Raw genomic sequence first — 22,852 nt, 5'->3', positions numbered from 1 at the left:
ATAAAGTTTTTTGTCAGGTGTGACTATAAACTTGGGAGTTAATTCTATTGCAAATAATATAGTCAAGCTCTCAGTTATGATCTTGTAAATCACATAGATAGGGTTAATTTTCGGATATATAGCAATCCGTGCATGGGTTGCGGGTAATCAAAAAGTAGATAAAAAACTGAAACTCTCACCATTTAAGTGTTCCCTGTTCCCTGTTCCCTAAAAGTGGCAAGATTTTTATACAGAAATAAAATAGGATTGCTATAGATAATTCTATTAAGGTTAATATAACTGAAAAATCATGAGAATTACAATATTTTTATTAAAAAAAAATTAAGTAGACATGATATTAAGACGCACTTCAACTACAAATTTAAAAATAAACAAACTAACCAAAATATTAGTTCTGTTTCAGATATTAGTAAGTTAGTTAAATATTCAAAATTTTAGAGGAAGCGAGGGCTTATTTATATGAATTAATCCTTAGCATTTCCAAATGTATAGTGAAATCAACTCCGTATTTATCATAAGACAAAAAAATTACCTTTTCTCTTTTCTACTGTTTCCTATTCCCCATTAATATTTTCCTTTTTTCATCAATCCTAGTTTCAGATATCAAATTGAAACACTACAATTTATTCAGTTTTTTTGTAGAAAATTACTGTAAATGAAAAAAGCAAATTTTTGGTTATATTTTAGTCTCCTAATTTTTCTTGGAAATTTGGATAGGTACTACGATCATTTATATTGACTATGCGATTCTCATCACCTGTTGCTGTTACATTTTCATATACTCCTTGATCCCGTTTTACCAATTTACTAAATCCGTGACTTTTTAGATCGCTAACTCCAGTTTCTACTATTATTCTAGGGGCACTAATCATACGTTTAACAGGAGTGTCTTCTGGAGTGTCGCCTGTATCACATTTAGCTAATTTACATAGCTCACCCCAAGTTGTGATATTTTCATTTATACTGTGCCAAACTTCTAGTTTTTGCTTATTAGTTGGACAAAAATAATCGTATATAGGCATAGTTATAGCTTCTACAGTAATAGTTTGTCTTTAATTATAGATGATGCTATATTATACTAGCAAGTCTTTAGACAAGTTGGAAAACTAAAGGAATCTAAATAAATTACTTTTTTTTTACAATTTGCTGGGAAATTTGGTTATAGGATGATAATTATTCTACAAATTATCATACAGCAATAGATTATGAAATTGTATACTTTTGATTTTAGATTATTCGGGTATATTTATTAAATTTAGCTATTATTTTCAGTCTCTGTTTTAGAGTTCTATAAAACTGATAACATTTTCTTCTACTGGAATCTGGAAGTTGATAATTTAAAGCCTTTTTTGAGGGGAATCTAAATATAATATACATTGTCTTAAATTATTTTGAGGAGCATTGATTAATGAGCGATTTCAAAGTAACACCACAAAGCGATCTGGCTACCAGTCAAATGTTAGAAAGATATAACTTAGAGGATGAAACAATTCTAAAACGTTGGGCGCAATTACATGGTATTGATAGTAGTCGAGGTTACTATAATCCAGATGAAGTTGATCTAATAGATCATGTACATCATCATATTTATAATCTTGGCATGAGCATTATTGACTATCAAAGTTTTATAGAACATCGTCAAATTAGGCCACAAAAGTCTGCCCAGGAAGAGGAAAAAAATATAAGGCAAAATATTATATATAACAACTCTATTAATGATGAAGTAAATGATACTTCAGAACAAGTTAATAATGAAGGTTATACAGCTATAGAGATGTTGAAAAACCAGTATTCAGAAGCAATTGATGTAATGGGAGAAAGAATTGCTGACCATTTTATAGATGAACTAGATTTATCTGTAATGCGACATCTAGTTAAGAAGGTAAAAGCACGTCAAAAACTTAATGGTAAAGTTTCATCAAATCGTTTTCTTAAAACAATTAAAGCGGTTTTACAGCCTCAAAATGGTAATTATCTTGTTCCTAAAGATAATCAAGATAATGAGGATGAATCTAGTATTGAACTAGAACAAAATCATCGACTTGGTTAATTAACTGATTTAGGATTAATTTTCTGTGATGGGAGGAAGATAGATTTTACTAAAAAATCAGGTCTAAAGCCTCCTCTTTTAAGGGAATGAAAAAAATATTTGGTTCATTATTTCAAGCCTCTTGCTTCAGCCATAGGTACTGATAACTGATAACTGATAACTGAAATTACCCAAGGTTTTTTTGGGAAGGTATTGAACATTTTTTTCTAATCTAATTCTGCTTACTAATATCTGGTCATAAATCAAGTTAACTTTGACTATTTAGAAGCTGGCTAGGGGTTTGGTTAGCAAACCCCTACAGAATTAACCCGGAGTTTGGGAAAGTTTACTTGGTGGTGCAATTATTTTAGGTTTAGTTTTGCCTACTTACTTAGCTTGATTTTATTAGAAATAAGTGGCATATAGATGTTAAGTGGAAGAGTTAAAGAAGTTAGAAGTCAGAAATGATAAGTCAGAAGTTGTTTTTGTAACGGGAATTTTCAGCAAGTCTCCAAAAATACTTCGCCTTAAAAGACAGGTTTTTCAAACCAATTATTTTGATAAAATTCAATCATCCTTTCCCACGCAAAAAATTCTTGATTAATAGAGGGAATAAGAATTGGAGATTAAGATCAATAATTTGATTTATGTTTGATTTTATAGAATTCCTATATGAATCGTGAAAAAAATATAGCTGGATTAGTTTTTACAGGGTTAAGTTGTTCTGAAAAATGATTTGGTATTTCTATAGAATGGGGTTATTCTAGTAGTCACAAATAAATTTGGTAGCCTTTTATCAGTATTCAAGAATTGATAATGGATAATTACCTCTGGTGGAAACTGAGATTATTTAACCCTGGTAGAAATCTCCTAGCACTTTTCTTGGTCGATTGGATATGGGGTTTAGCGTTCCGCACAACTTCGTTAACGCTGCGCGACATCAAAAGCGGAGCGGCTGCATTCAGAGGGAAACCTCGCCATCCCATCCTTCGGAATGCTCCGGAAACGACCGCTCTCTTGGTCGATTAGATATGGTTAGGTAACCCATCCATCCCATCCTACGGACTGCTCCGCAAACGACCGCTTTTTCTCCTATTAGAAGAGACTTTAAACCTAGATTCGATTAATTATCAATTGTCAATTATCCATTATCCATTGGTAAGATTTATTAGTATATCCCTTTAATTCTCAGGAGATAAACTGCAAAATTAACTACTTGTTTATTACTATTAAAAATTCTAATATTGCTTGTTTAAATGAATTGTAAAAAATCCCAAAATAGATTCAAAAGTATGATAATTTTACCCCATTAATTGCTGTTTCCTGATGCGGGGGATATTTTCTACATAACTCAAATATAACTGCTATAGCAATCCTATTTTATTCGTGTCAAAAATCTTACTGCTTTTTAGGGAACAGGGAACAGGCAACAGGCAACAGGTAGGAGTTTCGGTTTTTTTATTTACTTTTTGATTTGTTACGACCTATTTAGGATTGCTATATAAGTAAGTAGGCAAAATTATTTCTAGATTGACTACTCAGATATATTTCCTTTTCCCTACCTTAACCATAAGTTAAATTGATTTTGCACAGGTACTTAAATTCGAAACTTTTCAATTACGACTAGGTGACTTATAAATTTGATTAGCTACATACTTAATTTTTTTTGAATTTGCTGTAAAACTATAAACTATAGAAAAAATGATTAAATCTTGGATGATAATTGGCAGTGTGACTTTTTTAATACCATTTAGTAGTAACTTCTTAATTAGTTCTAGAGATGCTCAATGGTTTAGACGTTTACAAAGACCTCATTGGTTAACTTTTGAAAGATTAATTCCACTAATTTGGACGACGATTTTTATTTGTGGTGCTTGGTCTGCATATATTATCTGGGAACAAGAACCAGGAACTCAAATAACTTGGTTGTTAATGGCACTATATTTATTGTTAGAAATAGTGACAATAGCTTATACACCTGTCATGTTTCGTACACAAAGTTTGAAAGTGGGAACAATTATTGGCGGAACTGGTTTTGTATTAAGTATAATGCTAATTTTGACTGTCTGGAAAATTAATATTTGGGCTGGAATTTTATTATTACCCTATACATTTTGGAGTCCAATTGGTACTTATACTACTTGGGAAATGAGTCGTATTAATTCGGAAAATTAGTAATATTGACTAATTTGAATAAAAGCCGTAATACTATTTATTTATAATAATGTGCGTAATAATTTATTATCCTTAGTACCTGATTATGCTAAGGATTTTTATCTGTTATTAAGAGTAGCTTCATAGAGAAATAGTCTAATACCAATCACCATAAATTTTGCTATACTTGAATTTTATATTTCTAAATATTATTTGTGGGAGTAAATACTTGATATTTAGTAACTACGGCTATGAAGTAAAGTGATTTTTACCAGCTTCCAAGTATAGCAATAATTCATGAGAATTGGTATAAGTAGAAAATTATAATTAATACTTCAATTTGTTTGGCTAAAATTGAAGTAAAAGAAAAAATTATTCAGCTACAAACAGAGTTTGTGAGAAGTCGATCTTCTAAATTACGATAAAACTTCACAAATAGAGTCTTTAGTAAGGAAAAAAACTTTATTAGGATTCAAAGAAGAAATAGTATTTATAACAACTTATGCCACAAAAATAGTCGTTTTAGCTCTCTTTAATATTGATAATCCAGAAATTTATAGTCTCTTTGTTTATCCAAAATTTAAACGGCAAAGTATTGGTACTAGATTACTGCAAACTCTAGCCAAAATTGCCATTCATAAAAAACATAAGTTTATCTATGTTAATTCTTCATTGACAGCTAAAAATTTTTATAGCAACAGAGGGTCTAATAAAATTAGAGAATCAAGTTTTTATTCAAAAGTCAAAAAAAACGTTCAATAATTAATAATTACCTCTCCTTAAAACGGATAGGATTGAGCAAAATAATTTTCTTTCTTTTTTCTCCTTTAAAGGAGAGGCTTTAGACCTTAATTATTCGGTAAATTCTGTATTGATGAAAAAAAAGTTTATCAATAGCAATAATAGAGTAGTATATAGCAATATTTTTCATGATTGGTATTATTTTAATTGTATATAATCTTATCGGATAATTAGTTAGGATATTTATAAATTATCAAACTCAGTCAGAGATTACTTCTGACTTGTGCATAGCGCTATACTAGCTTATATTAGATTATGAATGATAATTAATTTAGCGATGGTTTGATGGAAATAATTGATTATATAATTGTCACAATTTATCTGTTGTTTATCGTGAGTTTGGGATTTTTTCTACAAAGAAAAGCATCGACAGGAATCGAGTCTTACTTTCTGGGAAATCGCAATCTTCCTTGGTGGGTTTTGGGTGCTTCTGGTATGGCTTCTAATACTGACTTAGCTGGTACTATGATATTAACTGCTTTGGTTTATGCTTTAGGAACTAAAGGATTTTTTATTGAAATTCGAGGTGGAATAGTATTATATTTAGCCTGCCTAATGACATTTATGGGAAAGTGGAATTGTCGCGCTCAAGTAATGACTGTTGCTGAATGGATGAAGTTACGTTTTGGTAATGGTAGAGAAGGAAATATTGCCAGAATTATTAGCGCAGTTGCTAATATTATTTTTGCTATTGGTACAATTAGTTATTTTGCTGTTGGAGGAGGAAAATTTTTAGGAGAATTTCTGGGAATTGATGATGGAATTGCTGGAATTTTACTGATTTTATTAGCTTTGATTTATACTACTATTAGTGGTTTTTATGGGGTGGTTTTAACGGATATTTTTCAAGGTTTTTTTATTTTTCTGGCGATTTTATATATATGCTTTATGACTTTTCAAACAGTAAATTTGCCAGATACTTTTTTGATTTCAATTCCGGGTACAGAACAATTACAAGAATGGAGTTTAGCAGAATGGAGTAGTATTACACCACCGATAAAAATTGACTTACCAGGGCATTATAGTATTTTTAATTTATTTGGTGGAGTGATGTTATTTTATACTTTTAAAGTATTTCTAGAAGGTGCTGCTGGTAGTGGTGGTTATGTTGCTCAACGTTACTTTGCTGCTAAGAGCGATCGGGAAGCTGGTTTACTTTCTTTATTCTGGATTTTTTTATTATCTTTTCGCTGGCCGTTAGTTACATCTTTAGCAATATTAGGAATAGATTACGGCCTAAAAAATCAGGTAATTTCTGACCCGGAATTAGTCTTGCCTACTGTAATTGCTGAATATATTCCAGTCGGAGTTAAGGGTTTATTGGTTGCTTGTTTTATTGCTGCTGCAATGTCAACTTTTGATTCGATTATCAATTCTACTGCTGCCTATTGGGTTAAGGATATTTATCAAGCTTATATTAAACCTGAAGCTTCCAATCAACAATTGGTTTATCAAGGTCGTTTAGCTTCTATTTTTATTGTTGGTTTGGGATTGATTTTTAGTTTTAATATCACGAATATTAATGATATTTGGGGATGGTTGACTTTAGGGTTAGGAACTGGGTTATTTATTCCTTTAGTTTTGAGATGGTATTGGTGGCGATTTAATGGTTATGGATTTGCTATTGGTACTGGTGCGGGTTTAGTTGCAGCTATTTTGACAAAGGCAGTGATTTTACCTTTTTTGAATATGCCTCAACTTCAAGAATATATTCTGTTTTTAGTGCCGAGCATTTGTTCTTTTTTAGGATGTATTCTCGGAACATTCTTAACTCCAGCAACTAACTTGGAAGTGATTGATAATTTTTATCGGGTGACTCGACCTTTTGGTTTTTGGGGAGTGGTTAGTCAGAATTTGCCAACTAATCTTCAGGCAAAAATTGAAAGGGAAAATCGACGAGATATTATGGCAACTTTGATTGCTATTCCTTGGCAGTTGGTTTTATTTTTAATGGGAATGATGTTGATGATGAAGCAGTGGGAGAATTTTGGTGTCTTGTTGTTGATGTTTATTTTATTATCGATTGGATTGTATTTTACTTGGTTTAACCATCTGGATAAAATACAGAAGTAAAAAATTGCTTTTTTAAACTAATTAACTATTCTTTATCTCTTTATTTAATCCTTAGCAGAGAAGATAGTTAGGAAATATTTTTTGAGATTTTAACAATGCTAAAAATAGGCGATCGCTGACGGAAAGTTCCGCTTTTTCCTTTCCTTTCCTTTCTTTCGGAATGCTACGCAAACAGAATGCTACGCAAAGATGTCGCGAAGCGTTTCATGTCGGCGACATTCAAAAACACTTAAATTAGTAAACACTATATATATAGAATTTCTCAAGTTACTGAGGTACAGTTGTTTTTGTTCTTTTCTATCCCCTGCAACCCAAATTACGATTCCCTATTCCCTATTCCTTTTTTTTTAGTAATTTTTACATTTCTTATGAAAAGCAAATTGTAAAAATACTTAACACTACTTAATGCTAATTGAGTCGAATTTTCGTTAAGCTATAGATTAAGTCACTAAATATATATAAAGTAATGGCAATTATTTCTCCAAATCTGGAGTCCAATCAACAACGTTGGCAAACAATAGTTTGTTTAACTTTAGGTTTCTGGTTAAGCGCTTGCATAATTTTAGACCTAGTAATTATGCCAAGTATGTATGCTTCTGGGATGATGAATACATCAGATTTTACAGTAGCAGGTTCAGTAATGTTTTCTGTATTTAACCGAGTAGAGTTACTTTGTGCAAGTTTGGGTTTAACAGGTTTATTAGTTTTGAGTGTTACGCCAAATAATTTCATTAAAAATACTAAAACAGCAATTATTTTTTCTATAGTATTATTGGCGATCGCTCTAATTGATACTTATGGTTTAACTCCTCAAATGACTGCTTTGGGTATTAATCTAAATTTGTTTGAGTCAGTTAAAGAAGTTCCTGTGGCAATGAATCAAATGCACGGCGGTTACTGGTTATTAGAAATAATTAAATTGGTTGTTGGTGCTACTTTATTTAGTTGGTGTTACCGACAACAAAACTGAATTAATAATTATTTCTTACGGTACTACGAAGATAGTCAAAAAAGTAGGGTGGGTAAATTTTACTTGAGATAGAATGGGTCTCAATTAGTAAATATTTGCTCACCCTAAAAAGTGGAGTGTGGGGAGGATGGAGAGTGTGGGAAGTGTGGGGAGAATGAAAATATTTGGGAGTAAGAATCTTGTCTGCTTGGTTGAAATTTTGCGTATTTAACCAATTACTAAAAGCTTTTCCGAGTAAATTTATTCAAGAAGCTTGATAATTATCTGTTGAGTGAAGTACAACAATCTATTTAAGCAAAAATCTAATAGACATAGAAATACTTACCGAAAAATTAAGGTATAAAGCCTGCCCATTCATGGAGAAAAAAGCGGTTGTTTGCGGAGCAGTCCGAAGGATGGGATGGCGAGGTCTCCGTTCCCTCCGGGACGCTACGCGTTTCATGTCGCGCAGCGTTTCATGTCGGCTTTTAGCCGAAAACGCCATATCCAATCAACCAAGAGAAGAAAAGAAATTCCTTTTAGCCAATCCTCTTTTTTATAAGAACGAGGTAATTATTAATTATTGAAAGTTACCTCTAGAAATATTTATGCCTTACAGTAAATTTACTTTAGAGGAAGTTCTGACAAATTTTAATCTCAACGTGGTGGAAAACTTTGGTGAATTTAATCAATTACCAGAAGTTTCTCCCAGTAAATTTATTCAAGAAGCTTTAGAATATTATCTACCATTAGCAGTGGCGATCGCTTCGGAAAAAGCTCGTTCGGAATTTATTATTGCACCGATATTAGCAGAAGTAAAAAAAATATCTAATAACCAGATAAGTTTATTTTCTGGCATTGAGTTTAATGTTAATCCGGAGTTAGGATTAAATGGTTTTTGTGACTTTATTATTAGTTTGTCAACCCAGCAAATAGTTCTCAAAGCACCAGTAATAACTTTGGTAGAAGCTAAAAACGATAATCTGAGAAATGGTTTGGCTCAATGTATGGCAGAAATGGTTGCTGCTCAAATTTTTAATCAAGACAAAGGCAAGGAAATTCCCAAGATTTATGGAGTTGTTACTACTGGTACTGCTTGGCAATTTCTAGAGTTAGAAGCTCAAACAATAATTATAGATTTAGAGGAATATTCTGTCTATAACTTACCGAAGATTTTGGGAATATTAACCAGTTTTGTTAGTTAGGAATGAGAATTAAATAAAGTACAGAACTTTTTTTCATAACTCATACGGTATGGAACTTAGGCAATTTAACTTATGTAGATAATAAAATTCTCATTCCTTAGTATTTAAGCTTTCAGCTTTTGGCATTCAGCTTTTGAAATTACTTGAATAAAAAGTCATGTATATGGGCAAGTAAACTCATCTAAACTTTATGATATCAGAATTTTTGTGAGGATGCAACCGAAAATCCTTCGACGCGCGATTTTTTTCAGGAGCTTCAGAGAATGAAAATGTTTATGGTTTTCCACTTCAAGAGGGATAGATGAAAAGATTTGATGGGGAAAAAGTAAGCATTTGTAAGAGCTTCACAAGATAAAAATATTTCTGGTATTGTTCTTGGAAAAATTCCTGAATATGAGCGATTATCTCTGAGTCAGTAAATTTAGCTTCAGAATTAATTACAGCGCTTTTCATTTGAGTAGACCACAAAGTAGAGATGTTGGATGGAACGTCTCTACAGGGTTATCGTTTTTTTATGTAGTTCATTGATCTGAAAATTGTTGTAATTCAATTAAATATATAGCAATCATAAATGATTTGTGAAAAAGAAATTGTAGGGGGTTTTGTCTCCAAATCCCATTTTTCTTTAGGTTTAGAAATTAAACCTCTACGATAAAATATTAAAACCTATTTAGGATTACTATAGTAGTCACTATTACTGTTAGAAAATTATGGTTCCTCTCAAACTTAGTCACTGCAAGAATTTACAGGCGAATTGCCATTCGCCCCTACTTCATTGGATATAACATATTGCTTCAGCAAAAGTAAAAGAGTAAAGTTATTTTCTTGTTTTTCTATGAGGGAACGTCGCTGCAAGGATTTAAGAATATTCAATAAGTCTGAGGGTGGTATTTGTAAATTATCTAATAAAGTTGAAATAGCTACTGCTTCGGTTTTGGTTGCTAAGTCAGAGATTACTTGTTTTTCTAGTTCTGATAAACGGGAAAATTGCTGATGTAATAATTCTTTGATATCTGCATCTAAAAATAGAGGGTCATATTGAAATAATTCTGAGATACTTCCACTGAATAGATCGTTAATGGTAGTGGCAATTATATTTAACCAAGTCGGGTTGCCGTTATAAAAATCAATCAATTTTTGCCATTGCTCGTCTATTTGTAAATCTTGGTCTCTGAGAATTTTTGTAGCTGCTTCTTTATCTAAACCTTTGAGGTGTAATGAACGAACGGATGTATTTTTAGCTGTACTAATTTCTCTAAGTTTTTCTCGACTAATGATTAGGCAACAACTCTGATGGGAGAGTTCGCTGATAAGTTGTAAAAATTGGCTGTAGTTTTCATGTTCTGGAGTGTAATGACTTGCTAGTTTGCCACTACTAAATATTGTTTGGATGTCATCTAGTATTATGAGGCAGCGGTGCTTTCTCAAATTTTCTAAAAGATGGGAGTTTTTTGAGGTTTCGAGAGTGGAGTTTTGGTTAGAGATAAATTGAATGAGGTGGGTTTGAATTGTTTTGAGTGGTGGGGAGTCTCGCAGACTTTGCCAAATTATATAGTCGAATTTATTTTGAATATTTTTGACGAGTTGGAGAGCTAATGTTGTTTTTCCAATGCCATTTATTCCGTGGAGGATTACTAATTTTTTTTGTTCTTGAAGAATCCATTTTTTGAGAGTTTTGATTTCCTGAGTTCGACCATAGATTTTTTTATAGTCTGGTGCATCTGATACCAATTACCAAAAGTAATGCTATACTTGAGCTATACTTCAATAGTCAAATATTTACCAAGATTCAAAGTCTGTTTTTGACAATTATTAGTCGGTTAGTGTAGATTATTCCTACTTTTACCTCTCTCCTCACCTCCCACACTCCCCACACTTTCCCACCCAATCAGGTATAGCAAGATTTTTGAGAAATGGTATGAGAGGTCGATTTTTGGTTTGGGAATAGTCTGGGGTTTGTTGATATTTGGTTGAGTCAAATTTTCTGGATTTATAGTTTCTGAAGAGGGGGAAGTTTCAGGGCAAAAATTTATATTGTTAATTTCTACAAAATCATTTGGTGATCAAACTATGGAAAACTGCCATCTATCAAATGCAGTGCGTAGATTAGATTTATTTACTTGTTCGCCGAAAGTCTCTGAAAAGGTTTTCCATAATTCTGAAGCGACATCTCTGACATGACCGTTTGTGCATTGACATTCTTGAGCAATTTCTGAATATTTTTTACCTTGAAAAACGCCTCGTAATACGACTTGTTGTAGGTCGTCTAAATGTTTTCCTGTTTGATTAAAAATGAGGCGATCGGCTAAATTTAAAATTTCTTGGATATCCATAAATTTAGGTCAGTAGGGAAGTTTTGTATATTTTAGTCCGACATTACCCTACACCATAATTTTTTTAATCAAATTTAATCACCAAAGGTAGATTTTTCGATTATAAAACTTCCTACTTCTACCGACTATTCCCTACTGACAAGAGAAAAAATTTGTGATGGAATTGAAGAATGGCAAACATTAAGTCAGTAGATTTATGACTCAACAATCAGAGCTAGTTCAATTAATCATAGATAATTTTCAGGAGATTCTGAGATACTGGAGAGTACAAAGTTCTGATGAAAAACGATTTCCTTTCAAGACTGAAAGTATTACTGGAAAAGGCTTAGAGCACCTACAGTTTTAAATGGCGAGTTTCTAACCTTGAGATCCCTGAAAGCCTTAGCTAGCAATAGTTATTCCAAGAACTTTGCACTGTATAGTGAGATATTTACGGCAAAAATATGATGAGTTACCCCCGGAACTGAAAAAGGTCGTTGAAAGTATACCCGATTTTTTAAGTGATATTGAAACAGATACTGAACTTATTAACAAACGGGAAGTTTATGAAATTATTGCCGAATTTATCCAAAAAAACTTAAATGAAGAACTACCTTTATGTCTGGATGCTACCCATATTATTTGTGGAGAAAATGACGAAAGGTTATTAAAAGAAAGAACTGAAGATGCAGAAAAAATTGCTGAGGATGCCAAAGAATTAATTTTGACTATTAAAGTGCATTATGAACTATTAAAGGGTCTCAAATATAATCGGAGGACTGAAATTTTTTATCGGAAAAAAAATCAACCAGCAGTAAGAAAAGTAGAAGAGGAATTGGATTGGGATAGAGCACCTAGTGATGTGCGTTCAGGGGTTCTAAATGAAGAGAAAAAAATATCAACTTTTAAACTTTATCCAATTGAGTAGAAAATTATGCCAGAACCATTTTTAGTAGCTATAACAGTAGTATTAGGACTTACAGCAGCAGCAGTAGTAATATTTTGGAAACAAATTTTAATTTGGGCACAGGATAGTCTTTTTCCCTGGATTAACAAAAATATTCCGTCAATTGAAAGTGAAGTAAGAGAAGCATTTGCTACTGCAGATAGGTTTTTTGGTAATATCCGTAATATTATTCGTCAAGCGTGGAAAAAATTGCGCAAATATTTGCTAAAGCAAGTAGTAAAATTCGCACGACAATCATCAGATAAATGGATAGTTCAAGTCACATCTTGGGTAATTAAAAATCCTGAAAATCTTGAATCAAAGGAATCAAAGAAGGCGACAAAAATAGTTACAGAGGAAGAAGTAGATTGGGATGAACTACCTCCAGATGTCCGTGCCGATTTTTTACGACGTGATAAAAGTGATGTTGAAATTGATGTAACTGAGTATCGCGATCGGCAAATTATGGAAATGTCTGCTTAGTCAAGTAGAATTTTTCAGAGGAAAAACTCAGACTATTTGGAGGTGAAAAATATGGATAATACGAAAATTGCAAAGCGAGTCAAATCTTGGATAATTAAGGTTTTAAAATCAGGAAATAAAGTTCCAAAAAAAGTAGTTGTAGAAGAAGAAGAAGTAGTCTCGTGGGATGAACTACCTCCAGATATTCGTGCAGAGTTTTTACGCCATGAGAAAAGTCAGATTGAAACTAATGTAACTAAATCTCACGATTCAGGAAAGAAAGTTCTAACAGAAGAAGTAGTAGAAGAAGTAGACTGGGATGAAATACCTCCAGATCTCCGTGCAGAGTTTTTACGTCGCGAGAAAAGTCGGATTGAAATTGATGTAACTAAATCTCGCGATGAAGAAAATTGATCCAATGGAAATGTCTACCTAGTCAAGTAGAAATTTTTCGGGGAAAAACTATGACTATTTGGAGGTAAAAAAAATGGATAATATAAAAATTGCTTTGCTTTCTATTTCTGGAATTATCGTTTTAGGTTCTGGAGCATTTTATTTTTTAAGCAAACAGAATGAAACAGAAACTCGCACCAATATTGATAGATGGTTTGAGGAAAGATTGGCAATTTCATTAGCAGAGAAGTTAAATGAATCGACTGAAGAAGTCGTAGCAACACTTCGAGGCGCATCAAATCCAATAATCGCTGATAAAATTCGTGAAATAATTGATTCTGCTAGGTTAACTTTTACGAGAGGAAAATCTATTGATGATATAAAAATTAGCCTAAATGTAGATTACGTTAATGGTAAATCTTTATCGGTAGCTACTAACTGGAACTGGGATGAATTACCACAAACAATTAGGTCTGAATTTCTGAGAAGTGATAGTAAGACTGTGAGTCGTCCGTGGTATTTTCCTTGGGATAATCAATAAATATTATCTCATTAATCCTATTTATCAATTCTCATAAAGAGTCAGGTATTAATTTCTAGGTTTGAGGTAGCAGAAAACGGGGAAGAGAAAAGTTGGCAGGGGAGATTTAAAGTAATGAGGATTGGTTCGTCGTTCCTCCTCGCAATGACATTTTACACTTAATTAAACCCACCTAATTATATTTTTGATAAGCATTCAGCCGCCAGCTTTCAGCTTTCAGCTTCATTAACTTGAATTGTATGGTTTGAAAATTCAAACTCTTCGTTATTGTGCTTCAATTTATGGGTTAAAAATTTTGTATAAGGGAATAGCAGAAAATAAATTATCCCAATTTTTGTACTCTATTTTTGGCGTTGCTGAAATATCATGGTCAGTGGGAGAAGGCAAAATCGAAAAACATACTTATTTTCATTGATACTAAATCTCAAAATTATTACTACTTAGCAACCCCTTATTTTTATAATATATCCTGACTGGTTTCTCCCTACTCCCTTAGTTTTTAAATTTCTTCCCTACTCTTGACAAATAAGTAATTCAAGAATTAATAATTAAATAATTCACGCCTTGAAGCCTCCCCTTGGATAGGGGAAAAGAAAAAAAATCTTCCTTATATTCAATTCCCGTACGGTTAAAACCCGAGGTAATTATCAATTATCCATTAATGAATCCCTACTCTCTTATTTTCATAGCTAATGGGATAATTTTTTATTTGGAAGTCCCTAAGAGCAACGAATTCTTGCTTCATTCATTAAAAAGCTGAGAGCTGACTGCTAATAGCTGAATTCTTACTATTTTTGATTAACTGAGGAGAATTAATTTATGCCTACAGGATGGGAAAAAGTAATAAATACAGAAGAAACAAAAACTACAAATCCAAACAAACCCCCCGAACAAACTCCCACTAATAACTCCTCTGACAAAACAACTGAAATAAACAGAATGGAAATGTTTGTTCCAGAAGAACCTCAGAAAAGTTTAGACAATCTAATCATCCCCTCAACCGTCAAAAATAGAATTGATACAGCACTGAATAGAATTAAATATCACGATATTTTATATGACCAATGGAACTTAAAAAGTATTGACCCCCGTGGTAAACGTACCGCAATTAACTTATTTGGATTACCCGGAACAGGTAAAACCTTTTGTGCAGAAGCGATCGCTCACTTTTTAGACAAAAAAATTATCAAAGTTAACTATGCAGAAATTGAGTCTAAATATGTAGGTGAAACCCCAAAAAATATTACGGCAGCTTTTGCCAAAGCTAAAGAAACTGACTCAGTTTTATTCTTTGATGAAGCTGACTCTATCCTGGGAAAACGATTAACTAATGTCACTCAAAGTTCCGACCATGGAGTTAATATTAGTCGTTCTGTAATGTTACTTCAGTTAGATAAATTTGATGGAGTTGTAATTTTTGCCACGAACCTCGCCAAAAATTATGATGGTGCATTTGTGCGCCGAATTTTGGCACATATTGAATTTGAATTACCAGACAAAGAATGTCGAATTAAACTATGGGAATATCTACTGCCAAAAGAAGTACCAACCACAGAAGATCTAAATCTAGAATGGTTAGCAAATGAATCAGAAGAACTTGCCGGAGGTGATATTTTAAATGTTGTAATTGCAGCAGCAAGTCGAGCAGTTATGAGAGAAGGAGAAGCTCAAAAAGTTTCCCCTTTTGACTTAGCTGAAGAAATCAAATTTGTGCGAGAAGCAAAGACAAAAATTGGTTCTCCTCACTATGACACTAATCGACAAAAAGCCAAAATTAAAGAGACAATAATAGAATCAGATAATTTACCTCAAGAAGTTCGCGGTCGCGACAGCGGAACGGAGTTCTATCCCTACGATAAAGCTATTTCAGAAATAGATAAATTTGAGGAAAATTCATCAGAAGTAAATAATATATAGCAATCCTCAATTAGGTTGTAACATTTTATCGTAGGGGTTTGGTTTCCCAAGCGAAAATAAAAGGGATTTGGATACTAAATCCCTACAGTTTTTTTTCACCAATCATTTAGGATTACTATATTGAAACTTAACTATTTTCAGACCCTTCTGCTTCCTCTTCAGCAGGCAATAAAAAAAGACAAAAATTGGTTTTCCTCACATATAATATAGCAATTATTATATTAATATGATACGTTTTTTCCTTCTTCTCTGTTCCCTGTTCCCTGTTCCCTGTTCTCTGTTCCCTAAAAGTTTTCAATATCTCACAACTCAAATCATATTGCTATATATTGAAACTTAACTATTTTCAGACTCTTCTGCTTCCTCTTCACCAGACAATAAAAGGCGAAAACCCATAAAAGCAAATCCAGTTGCAGCAATAATTTTTACTATATTTGTTGGTAAAATTTCTGCTATTCCTTGCCCTAATAAAACTCCTAGAAAACTTGTTAATAATAGAGCAGATGCAGTACCCAAAAATACCATCTGGGGAAATTTTGAAGATCCACCCAAAGCGATGGCTGCCAATTGACTTTTATCTCCTAATTCAGATAGGAAAACTGCGATAAAACTTAAACCTAAAAGTTGCCAATCCATAGTTAATTAATAAGTAATGAGTAATGAGGAAGAAGAAAATTTTTAATCAAATATTTAGGTAATAGTGCATTGCAATGGTTGGAAGTTGTCTGCTAATTTTTGTTGGGAGACATCCCAGTGGGAGCATCTTGCTCCCATGCCAAGTATTCAAGAAGTAATAAGTAAGAAAAAAAAATTTAATCAAATACAACTCTTTTCTTTTGTTTAAAATGTAGTAGAAGTTAAACAAATTATTGCTTCATTCATTAAAAACCACACCTAGCTGACTGCTAATAGCTGAATACTTAAGCAAAATTTTCATAAAAAACTTCTGCTATTAAAGTCAAAGATATTAGTAATAAAATAATTCCTGCTGACCTTTCTATAGTTTTTGGAGAGAGATGACTAGCTAACCACTGCCCTAACAATACTCCCAATAAACTTGTAGTTACCAATGCACTACCTGCTCCTGCAAATACTATCCAAGGAGATTGAGATTCAGCAGTCATTAATAAAGTAGTTAGTTGAGTTTTATCTCCTATTTCTGCTAAAAGAATTGTCACAAAAGTTGAAGCAAATACTGCCCATGCTCCTGTTTTTTTCGCTTTTGTTTCTTCTTGTTCTGATTGAGAATTAGTAGGGGCTAAAATTTCACCTTTTTCTGAGCTAACTTGCAAAGGTAAGCTCTGAGAAACTTTTTTTTGTTCTAAATCTATTTGGGTTTGAGCTGTATTTTCGCTCGTCGGGAAAGGTTTCACTGGCAACTATAATAAATTACTAAATATAGCACTACGCATTTTTAGGATGCCCATATTGGTAAATCCCATTTGCGGAGCATTTCCATCGGAAATACTCACTTATAGATTATTTTTGACTTGCGCGTAGCATTATATATGTAGATTTTTTAAATCTTATTTATTATTTCAGATAATTGTGCTATGTGTCAACTGACTTTATTACCTCTGGAAGCCTGAGTTAATGCCCACTGCATGATTAAAGCGAAGCATTTCTAGACTATGCTCGCCGTACATATCCTCTATGTGCTCCTGACAACAGTCAATGGCAAATTCATTCACTTCTTCTGGTTCAATACCGTACATTTCTTTAAAAGTATCTGGTTGGACTCGACAAAATCTTGGTCTATCAGAGTAAATACGACATTCTTTACTCAAATGGTTGTAATTAATACACCATCCATCTGCTCCTACTAAACTCATATAATGCTGTATTTCTTCTGGGGATAAATATTCTTCTAGTTCTGGACGTTCTGTTGGTTTTAGGTAACAACAAGCACCACAATTTTTCACACAACACCAAGTAGCCATTCTTTATATTTAAGTCAAAAGTTTTACTAACGGCCTTCTGATTGTAGCAGAGCCAAATATTGAGTTTTGTGAAATTTATTAAATTAGATAGGCGATCGCTTGATAGAATAAAGAACGGTTTTTCAGTTCAGTATCTATTTTATTAATATCTAGAGGAAATATGGGGTTTTTAACTGATTTTTTCAGCAATATTAACTTTGAAACTATTGCCCAGTTAACAATGCTGGCCATGGTTGTGATTGCTGGCCCGGTAGTAATTGTGCTATTAGCACTTCGGGGTGGCGATCTTTAATACTTTCCGTGTAGAGCGTTAGGTAGTAGTTCATTATTGTAGGGTGCGTTAGACGGCTAAAATTTAAGCTGTGAAAGGTATTTAGGAATCCGTCGTAACGCACTACTTAGGACATTCTCATTCGTCTCCAATTTATTCCCTGCTGCGAATTTCACTTCTAAATTCTAAATTCTAAATTCTGAATTCTATAGTTCTCCAAACCGATAACCTTTGCGATAAACAGTATGAATTAATGGAGACTCCCCAGTTGCTTCTATTTTTCTTCGTAATAGACGTACTTGTGCTGCTAAGACGTTACTACTTGGTTGCTCCCCTTCTCCCCACAAATATTCATAAATTTGTTGGTGGGTTAAAAGTTGACCGGGATAATTCATAAAATATGCTAGTAGCTTACATTCTTTTTCTGATAAGTTAATTATTTGCCCACTACGATAAGCAACTTGATTTTCTGTATCTAATTCTAAATCTCCTACCTGTAAATTTTGCTGAGTTGTAGCTGCTTCAATAGTATGAGGGCGACGCAATAAAGCTCGAACTCTTGCTAATAATTCTCGTAACTCAAAAGGTTTAACTAAGTAATCATCTGCACCACCATCTAATCCCGCAACTCGATCATCTACAGTATCTTTAGCAGTAAGAAATAAAACTGGAGTATAGTCATGTCGCGACCGTAACTTTTGACAAATCTCCAATCCTGTTTTTTGGGGTAACATCCAATCTAAAATTAGCAAATCATAGTTACCCTGAATTGCCATCTGACAACCCATTTCTCCATTATCAGCAACATCAACATTGTACCCCTCTCTATTTAAAGCACGACTCAGAGGAGAAGTTAATTCTGGTTCATCATCCACTAAAAGAATCTGCATTCGACGAATTTAATGATTCTGAATAGATGTTTACTATCATTGATTATCCGAATATAATATTCTATTCAGTTTGGACAAGCACCTAATAATACTGTAGGTTGGGTTGAGGAACGAAACCCAACCTACGCTAACTACATCAACCAATTTTTTTATGACTTATGCAAAGAAACCCTGTTTCTAGGATAAATTCTTAATTTGAACAATAAACATCTACATTCATAATTTGATTCACCAACGCCTACTTTTGAAGAAGGTTTTAGATTAATGCTTGCATCTTCCCCCAATTGCACAGCAAGTATATTCTACACCTACAACCTACCACTTACCACCTTTGCAGGGTAGCAACGATTATTTTCTCAACATTCATACGCTTTATCTCTCTAGAAGGTATAACGAACTATCAGGATAATATTCTTTTCTGAAAATTGTATAATATACCACATTAGTTTGATAATAATTAGCATCTTTTTCGTATTTCATTCCTAGTTTTTCCATTACTCGTTGAGAGGCAATATTTTCAGGTTGAACGACCGCTACAATTTCCTTGAATTTCAACTCTTCAAATCCATATCTTAAACTTGCCTTTGCTGCCTCTGTTGCTAATCCTCGAGACCAATATGTAGGATTTAATAAATAACCAAGCTCAATTTCCAGAGTATTATCTAGGAAACAAAGTCCGCAACGACCAATCGTTTTATTATCTATTTTATGAACTACTGCCCACATGCCAAAATTATTTTTCTCCCAACTCTTGATTATCTTCAATATTCTAGTTTATGTTTGTGCTTTTGTTAGAATACCTTTACCCACATATTTCATTAATTTTGGATTACTATACAACCCATATAATTCATCTAAATTTTGCCTATTAAATTGTCTCATTTTCAAACATCATAATTCTATTTTTATTTTCATTTTTAATTGTGAAAAATGTAAGCATTTATATATAAGTATTTAGCTCTTTAGTAAGCATTTGGCTATCATATTTCAGTATTTAGCAATAATATTTAGGCTATAAAAATTAAGGGATAAAAAATACTAAATTCTCATAGGTTTACAGTCAAATTATTTTTGGTCAATCTGTTAATAATAATACTTCTAACAAAGGCAGTTATACCGTTTAACGGAATTCAGAATTAAGAATTAAGAAGTTAGATTGGATTTGAAAATAAAACAATTTAAGGCAATTATTTTACATTTAAAGTTTGAAACTATTTGTGACATCTTTAAAGTGAAATGGTATTAGGTGATAGCTGACACCTGAATGTTTACGCTCCTCACCAATCAGATAGAATTCGAGTAATTAGTTATCTTATAACAAAGGAAAGTCAAAAGTAAGAAAAATAAGATTATATCGAGTCAGGTCTGTAGTCAGCGGTCAGTAGCAAATGCGATAACTGTATAATCGGATTTCATATCATACTCTTCCCTGAAAAGGCTAGGTTTAAATGAATATTTATCGCGGTTAAAGGAGCGTAATTTGGAAGTAACTTTTAATTCTCTCTCTATTTTTCAATACCTATTACCTCCGACCTTCGGCAATAGTTGACAGCTAATATCTAACAGCTGAATGCTTACTGAAAAATTAACTAATATGCTACCTTATAAAACATCCTATTACCCAGAGTGTAACAAAAAAATCTATGAGCAGTGTCTCTCCTAAAACTGATAGTAATAAATACCGAAGTAAGAATCGCGAAACAGACTGGCAATTAATTCAACGGTTACTAAACTACGGTCTCCGTCATAAAACTTTAGTAGTTACCTCACTAATATTATTATTACCATTATCAATTTCAGGGGCAATTCAGCCACTGTTAATCGGACAAGGAATTTCTCTAATTTTAGGAGAAAAAACTTGGTTATTTCTCCAACAAATTTCTCTATCTCAAGGATTGAATATTTTAGCAATTGTATTAATGCTAACTATTATTATAAGACTCATATTTCAATCCCTACAAGGCTTTTTAGTACAAAAACTCGGACAACAAATTACTGCTGATATTAGAAATGATTTATTTAAGCACGTTCTTTCTTTAGGAGTCAGATTTTTTGACAGTACCCCTGTAGGAAAATTAATTACTCGTCTTACCAGGGATGTTGAAGCTTTAGGAGATGTATTTTCTACAGGTGCTATTGGGATAGTAAGCGATTTATTTTCGATTTTAATCATTGCTATTACTATGTTTAGTTTACAATGGCAACTAGCTTTAATGCTAATATTAATGATTGTGCCAGTAACAGCAATTATTATCTATTTCCAACAACAATATCGGCAAGCTAATTACAAAGCTAGAGATGAACTTTCGGGTTTAAATGCTCAACTACAAGAAAACTTAATTGGCATTGGAGTAGTGCAATTATTTCGGCGAGAAAGGTTCAACTCCGAGTTATATAGAGTAAATAATCTAAATTATGTCAAAGCACTAGATAAAACTATTTTGTATGACTCGGCTATTTCTGGTATTTTAGAATGGATTTCTTTAATCGCGATCGCCTCAGTTTTATTTATTGGAGGGCGATTTGTTTTAGCAGGAAATATAGACTTTGGTACTCTATCTTCCTTCATTTTATATGCTCAACGTTTATTCGACCCGTTACGACAATTTGCCGAAAAATTTACGGCTATTCAAGCAGGTTTAACTGCCGTTGAACGTATTACGAATCTCCTCAATGAAGAAATTGAAATTCTTGACCCAGAAGGAGAAATTAAAAAGTTACCAACCCTTCAAGTTAATAATTCCACAATAGGTGAAATTAGATTTGAAAATGTCTGGTTTGGCTATAAACCAAACCAATATGTTCTGAAAAATCTCAACTTCACTATTAAACCAGGAGAAAAAATTGCTTTAATTGGTCCGACTGGAGCCGGAAAAAGTTCTATAATCCGCTTACTTTGTCGTTTATATGATGTGAATCAAGGTAGAATTTTAGTTGATGGAATTAATATTAAAGACTTACCTCAAGCCGAATTACGAAAACATATTGGCGTGATTCTCCAAGATGGATTTTTATTTGCTGGAGATGTAAAAAGTAATATTACTTTGGGAGAAAAATATTCATTTGAGGAAATTAAAGCCTCCGCAAAAAACACAAATATAGATAAATTTATTGCCGAATTACCCCAAGGATATAATACTCAATTGCGAGAACGAGGAGCCAATCTTTCTGGTGGTCAAAAACAATTATTAGCATTTGCCCGTGCTACTATTCGTAACCCTAGAATTTTGGTACTTGACGAAGCAACTGCTAGTTTAGATGTCGGAACAGAAGCGTTAATTCAATCAGCATTAGAAGGACTTTTAGCAGAACGAACGGCTATTATTATTGCTCATCGACTTTCGACCATTAGAAATGTTAATCAGATATTTGTGTTGAAAAGAGGAGAGTTAATTGAGTCAGGTACTCATCAGGAATTATTACAAAAAAATGGTCTTTATGCCAGTTTATATAAATTACAAATGCTAGGAACTTGATGAATATTTAAGCATTCAGCAGTCAGCGGTCAGCGGTTAGCTTATTACCTTTGTCAGAAGAATTAATATTAAGAGATTTCCGATAAAACAAGCGATCGCCTTAATTATGGGTTTACTAAAAATTAGTAAGAATAATTCTTTTGTTTGTAGTAGGGCTTTAGCCCCTTAAATATTGATTTTATTGCTCAAGTCCTGCTACGAAATAGATACTGATAAGTGAAAAAAGGGGGGTTGACATAAAAATTTGACATGGTACTATAAGCATAATGGGAAAGATGCGCTCAGATATACTCAAATCAATTCGGCCAAAAAAAGCAATATTTCCCTAACTGGAGAGTACAAAGTTCTTCTAAAAAATGATTTGCTTTCAAGACCTGAAAGTCTTACTGGAAAAAACTTACAGCACCTACAGGTCTCAATCGAGAGTTTCTAATCTTGAGAACTACAAAAGTTAGCTAAGAAGATGAGAGCCAGGCGGTTTTAACCCCTGGAT

Annotated in this window: 21 protein-coding genes; 13 read left to right on the top strand and 8 right to left on the bottom strand. The window is 32.9% G+C overall.

The window, feature by feature from the left end:
• Positions 1-683: 683 nt before the first annotated feature.
• The gene (locus ACP6PM_RS30110; RefSeq protein WP_426590556.1) at positions 684-1,022 is read right to left on the bottom strand and encodes an FmdB family zinc ribbon protein; all 339 of its coding nucleotides are present in this window, start codon (positions 1,020-1,022) and stop codon (positions 684-686) included.
• A 386-nt stretch (positions 1,023-1,408) separates the two neighbouring features.
• On the opposite strand from ACP6PM_RS30110, the gene ACP6PM_RS30105 reads away from it, so the two are divergent.
• From ACP6PM_RS30105 to ACP6PM_RS30080, 6 genes are all read left to right on the top strand, one after another.
• Positions 1,409-2,050, top strand: coding sequence for a hypothetical protein (locus tag ACP6PM_RS30105; RefSeq protein ID WP_426590555.1), 642 nt, complete (start codon positions 1,409-1,411; stop codon positions 2,048-2,050).
• A gap of 1,680 nt (positions 2,051-3,730) precedes the next feature.
• Positions 3,731-4,204 carry a TspO/MBR family protein gene (locus ACP6PM_RS30100; protein ID WP_426590554.1) on the top strand — a complete coding sequence of 158 codons (474 nt, stop codon included), beginning with the start codon at positions 3,731-3,733 and terminating at the stop codon, positions 4,202-4,204.
• A 414-nt stretch (positions 4,205-4,618) separates the two neighbouring features.
• Positions 4,619-4,945, top strand: a complete 327-nt coding sequence (locus tag ACP6PM_RS30095) for a GNAT family N-acetyltransferase (protein WP_426590571.1) — start codon at positions 4,619-4,621, stop codon at positions 4,943-4,945.
• Between the two features lie 324 nt (positions 4,946-5,269).
• The gene (locus ACP6PM_RS30090; RefSeq protein ID WP_426590553.1) at positions 5,270-7,057 is read left to right on the top strand and encodes a sodium:solute symporter family transporter; all 1,788 of its coding nucleotides are present in this window, start codon (positions 5,270-5,272) and stop codon (positions 7,055-7,057) included.
• A gap of 466 nt (positions 7,058-7,523) precedes the next feature.
• A complete protein-coding gene (locus ACP6PM_RS30085; RefSeq protein ID WP_426590552.1) occupies positions 7,524-8,027 on the top strand; it encodes a hypothetical protein in 504 nt (167 codons plus the stop codon).
• A 587-nt stretch (positions 8,028-8,614) separates the two neighbouring features.
• The gene (locus ACP6PM_RS30080; protein ID WP_426590551.1) at positions 8,615-9,211 is read left to right on the top strand and encodes a hypothetical protein; all 597 of its coding nucleotides are present in this window, start codon (positions 8,615-8,617) and stop codon (positions 9,209-9,211) included.
• Positions 9,212-9,937: 726 nt separating this feature from the next.
• On the opposite strand, the gene ACP6PM_RS30075 is transcribed toward ACP6PM_RS30080, so the two are convergent.
• Both ACP6PM_RS30075 and ACP6PM_RS30070 read right to left on the bottom strand, forming a co-directional pair.
• Positions 9,938-10,942 (bottom strand): NB-ARC domain-containing protein, encoded by a 1,005-nt coding sequence (locus ACP6PM_RS30075; RefSeq protein WP_426590550.1) that lies wholly within the window; start codon positions 10,940-10,942, stop codon positions 9,938-9,940.
• A gap of 332 nt (positions 10,943-11,274) precedes the next feature.
• The gene (locus tag ACP6PM_RS30070) at positions 11,275-11,544 is read right to left on the bottom strand and encodes a helix-turn-helix domain-containing protein (RefSeq protein WP_426590549.1); all 270 of its coding nucleotides are present in this window, start codon (positions 11,542-11,544) and stop codon (positions 11,275-11,277) included.
• Positions 11,545-11,953: 409 nt separating this feature from the next.
• Here ACP6PM_RS30070 and ACP6PM_RS30065 point away from each other — a divergent pair, with 409 nt between their 5' ends.
• The 5 genes from ACP6PM_RS30065 (at position 11,954) to ACP6PM_RS30045 (ending at position 15,782) form a co-directional block, all read left to right on the top strand.
• The gene (locus ACP6PM_RS30065; RefSeq protein ID WP_426590548.1) at positions 11,954-12,451 is read left to right on the top strand and encodes a hypothetical protein; all 498 of its coding nucleotides are present in this window, start codon (positions 11,954-11,956) and stop codon (positions 12,449-12,451) included.
• A gap of 6 nt (positions 12,452-12,457) precedes the next feature.
• The gene (locus ACP6PM_RS30060) at positions 12,458-12,952 is read left to right on the top strand and encodes a hypothetical protein (RefSeq protein ID WP_426590547.1); all 495 of its coding nucleotides are present in this window, start codon (positions 12,458-12,460) and stop codon (positions 12,950-12,952) included.
• Positions 12,953-13,003: 51 nt separating this feature from the next.
• Positions 13,004-13,345 carry a hypothetical protein gene (locus tag ACP6PM_RS30055; protein WP_426590546.1) on the top strand — a complete coding sequence of 114 codons (342 nt, stop codon included), beginning with the start codon at positions 13,004-13,006 and terminating at the stop codon, positions 13,343-13,345.
• Between the two features lie 73 nt (positions 13,346-13,418).
• The gene (locus ACP6PM_RS30050) at positions 13,419-13,865 is read left to right on the top strand and encodes a hypothetical protein (protein WP_426590545.1); all 447 of its coding nucleotides are present in this window, start codon (positions 13,419-13,421) and stop codon (positions 13,863-13,865) included.
• A gap of 819 nt (positions 13,866-14,684) precedes the next feature.
• Positions 14,685-15,782, top strand: coding sequence for an ATP-binding protein (locus ACP6PM_RS30045; protein ID WP_426590544.1), 1,098 nt, complete (start codon positions 14,685-14,687; stop codon positions 15,780-15,782).
• Between the two features lie 336 nt (positions 15,783-16,118).
• On the opposite strand, the gene ACP6PM_RS30040 is transcribed toward ACP6PM_RS30045, so the two are convergent.
• The 3 genes from ACP6PM_RS30040 to ACP6PM_RS30030 form a co-directional block, all read right to left on the bottom strand.
• On the bottom strand, positions 16,119-16,418 hold the full coding sequence (locus tag ACP6PM_RS30040) for a TMEM165/GDT1 family protein (protein WP_426590543.1): 300 nt from the start codon (positions 16,416-16,418) through the stop codon (positions 16,119-16,121).
• Between the two features lie 284 nt (positions 16,419-16,702).
• Positions 16,703-17,155 carry a TMEM165/GDT1 family protein gene (locus ACP6PM_RS30035; protein WP_426590570.1) on the bottom strand — a complete coding sequence of 151 codons (453 nt, stop codon included), beginning with the start codon at positions 17,153-17,155 and terminating at the stop codon, positions 16,703-16,705.
• A 198-nt stretch (positions 17,156-17,353) separates the two neighbouring features.
• A complete protein-coding gene (locus ACP6PM_RS30030) occupies positions 17,354-17,722 on the bottom strand; it encodes a YkgJ family cysteine cluster protein (RefSeq protein ID WP_426590542.1) in 369 nt (122 codons plus the stop codon).
• A gap of 160 nt (positions 17,723-17,882) precedes the next feature.
• Here ACP6PM_RS30030 and psb30 point away from each other — a divergent pair, with 160 nt between their 5' ends.
• Complete coding sequence (gene psb30 / locus ACP6PM_RS30025; RefSeq protein WP_293139813.1) at positions 17,883-18,014, top strand: photosystem II reaction center protein Ycf12/Psb30; 132 nt, start codon at positions 17,883-17,885, stop codon at positions 18,012-18,014.
• A gap of 185 nt (positions 18,015-18,199) precedes the next feature.
• Here psb30 and rppA read toward each other — a convergent pair whose 3' ends face one another.
• Complete coding sequence (gene rppA / locus ACP6PM_RS30020; RefSeq protein ID WP_426590541.1) at positions 18,200-18,883, bottom strand: two-component system response regulator RppA; 684 nt, start codon at positions 18,881-18,883, stop codon at positions 18,200-18,202.
• Between the two features lie 372 nt (positions 18,884-19,255).
• Entirely contained in the window at positions 19,256-19,648 is a 393-nt protein-coding gene (locus ACP6PM_RS30015) for a GNAT family N-acetyltransferase (RefSeq protein WP_426590540.1), read from the bottom strand.
• Between the two features lie 878 nt (positions 19,649-20,526).
• On the opposite strand from ACP6PM_RS30015, the gene ACP6PM_RS30010 reads away from it, so the two are divergent.
• The gene (locus ACP6PM_RS30010) at positions 20,527-22,359 is read left to right on the top strand and encodes an ABC transporter ATP-binding protein (RefSeq protein WP_426590539.1); all 1,833 of its coding nucleotides are present in this window, start codon (positions 20,527-20,529) and stop codon (positions 22,357-22,359) included.
• The last annotated feature ends 493 nt before the right edge of the window (positions 22,360-22,852 follow it).

Origin of the sequence: Dapis brunnea BLCC-M229 (genome assembly GCF_050015995.1) — a bacterium.
Classification (GTDB): domain Bacteria; phylum Cyanobacteriota; class Cyanobacteriia; order Cyanobacteriales; family Microcoleaceae; genus Trichodesmium.
This window is presented reverse-complemented; position numbering and strand designations above follow the sequence as displayed.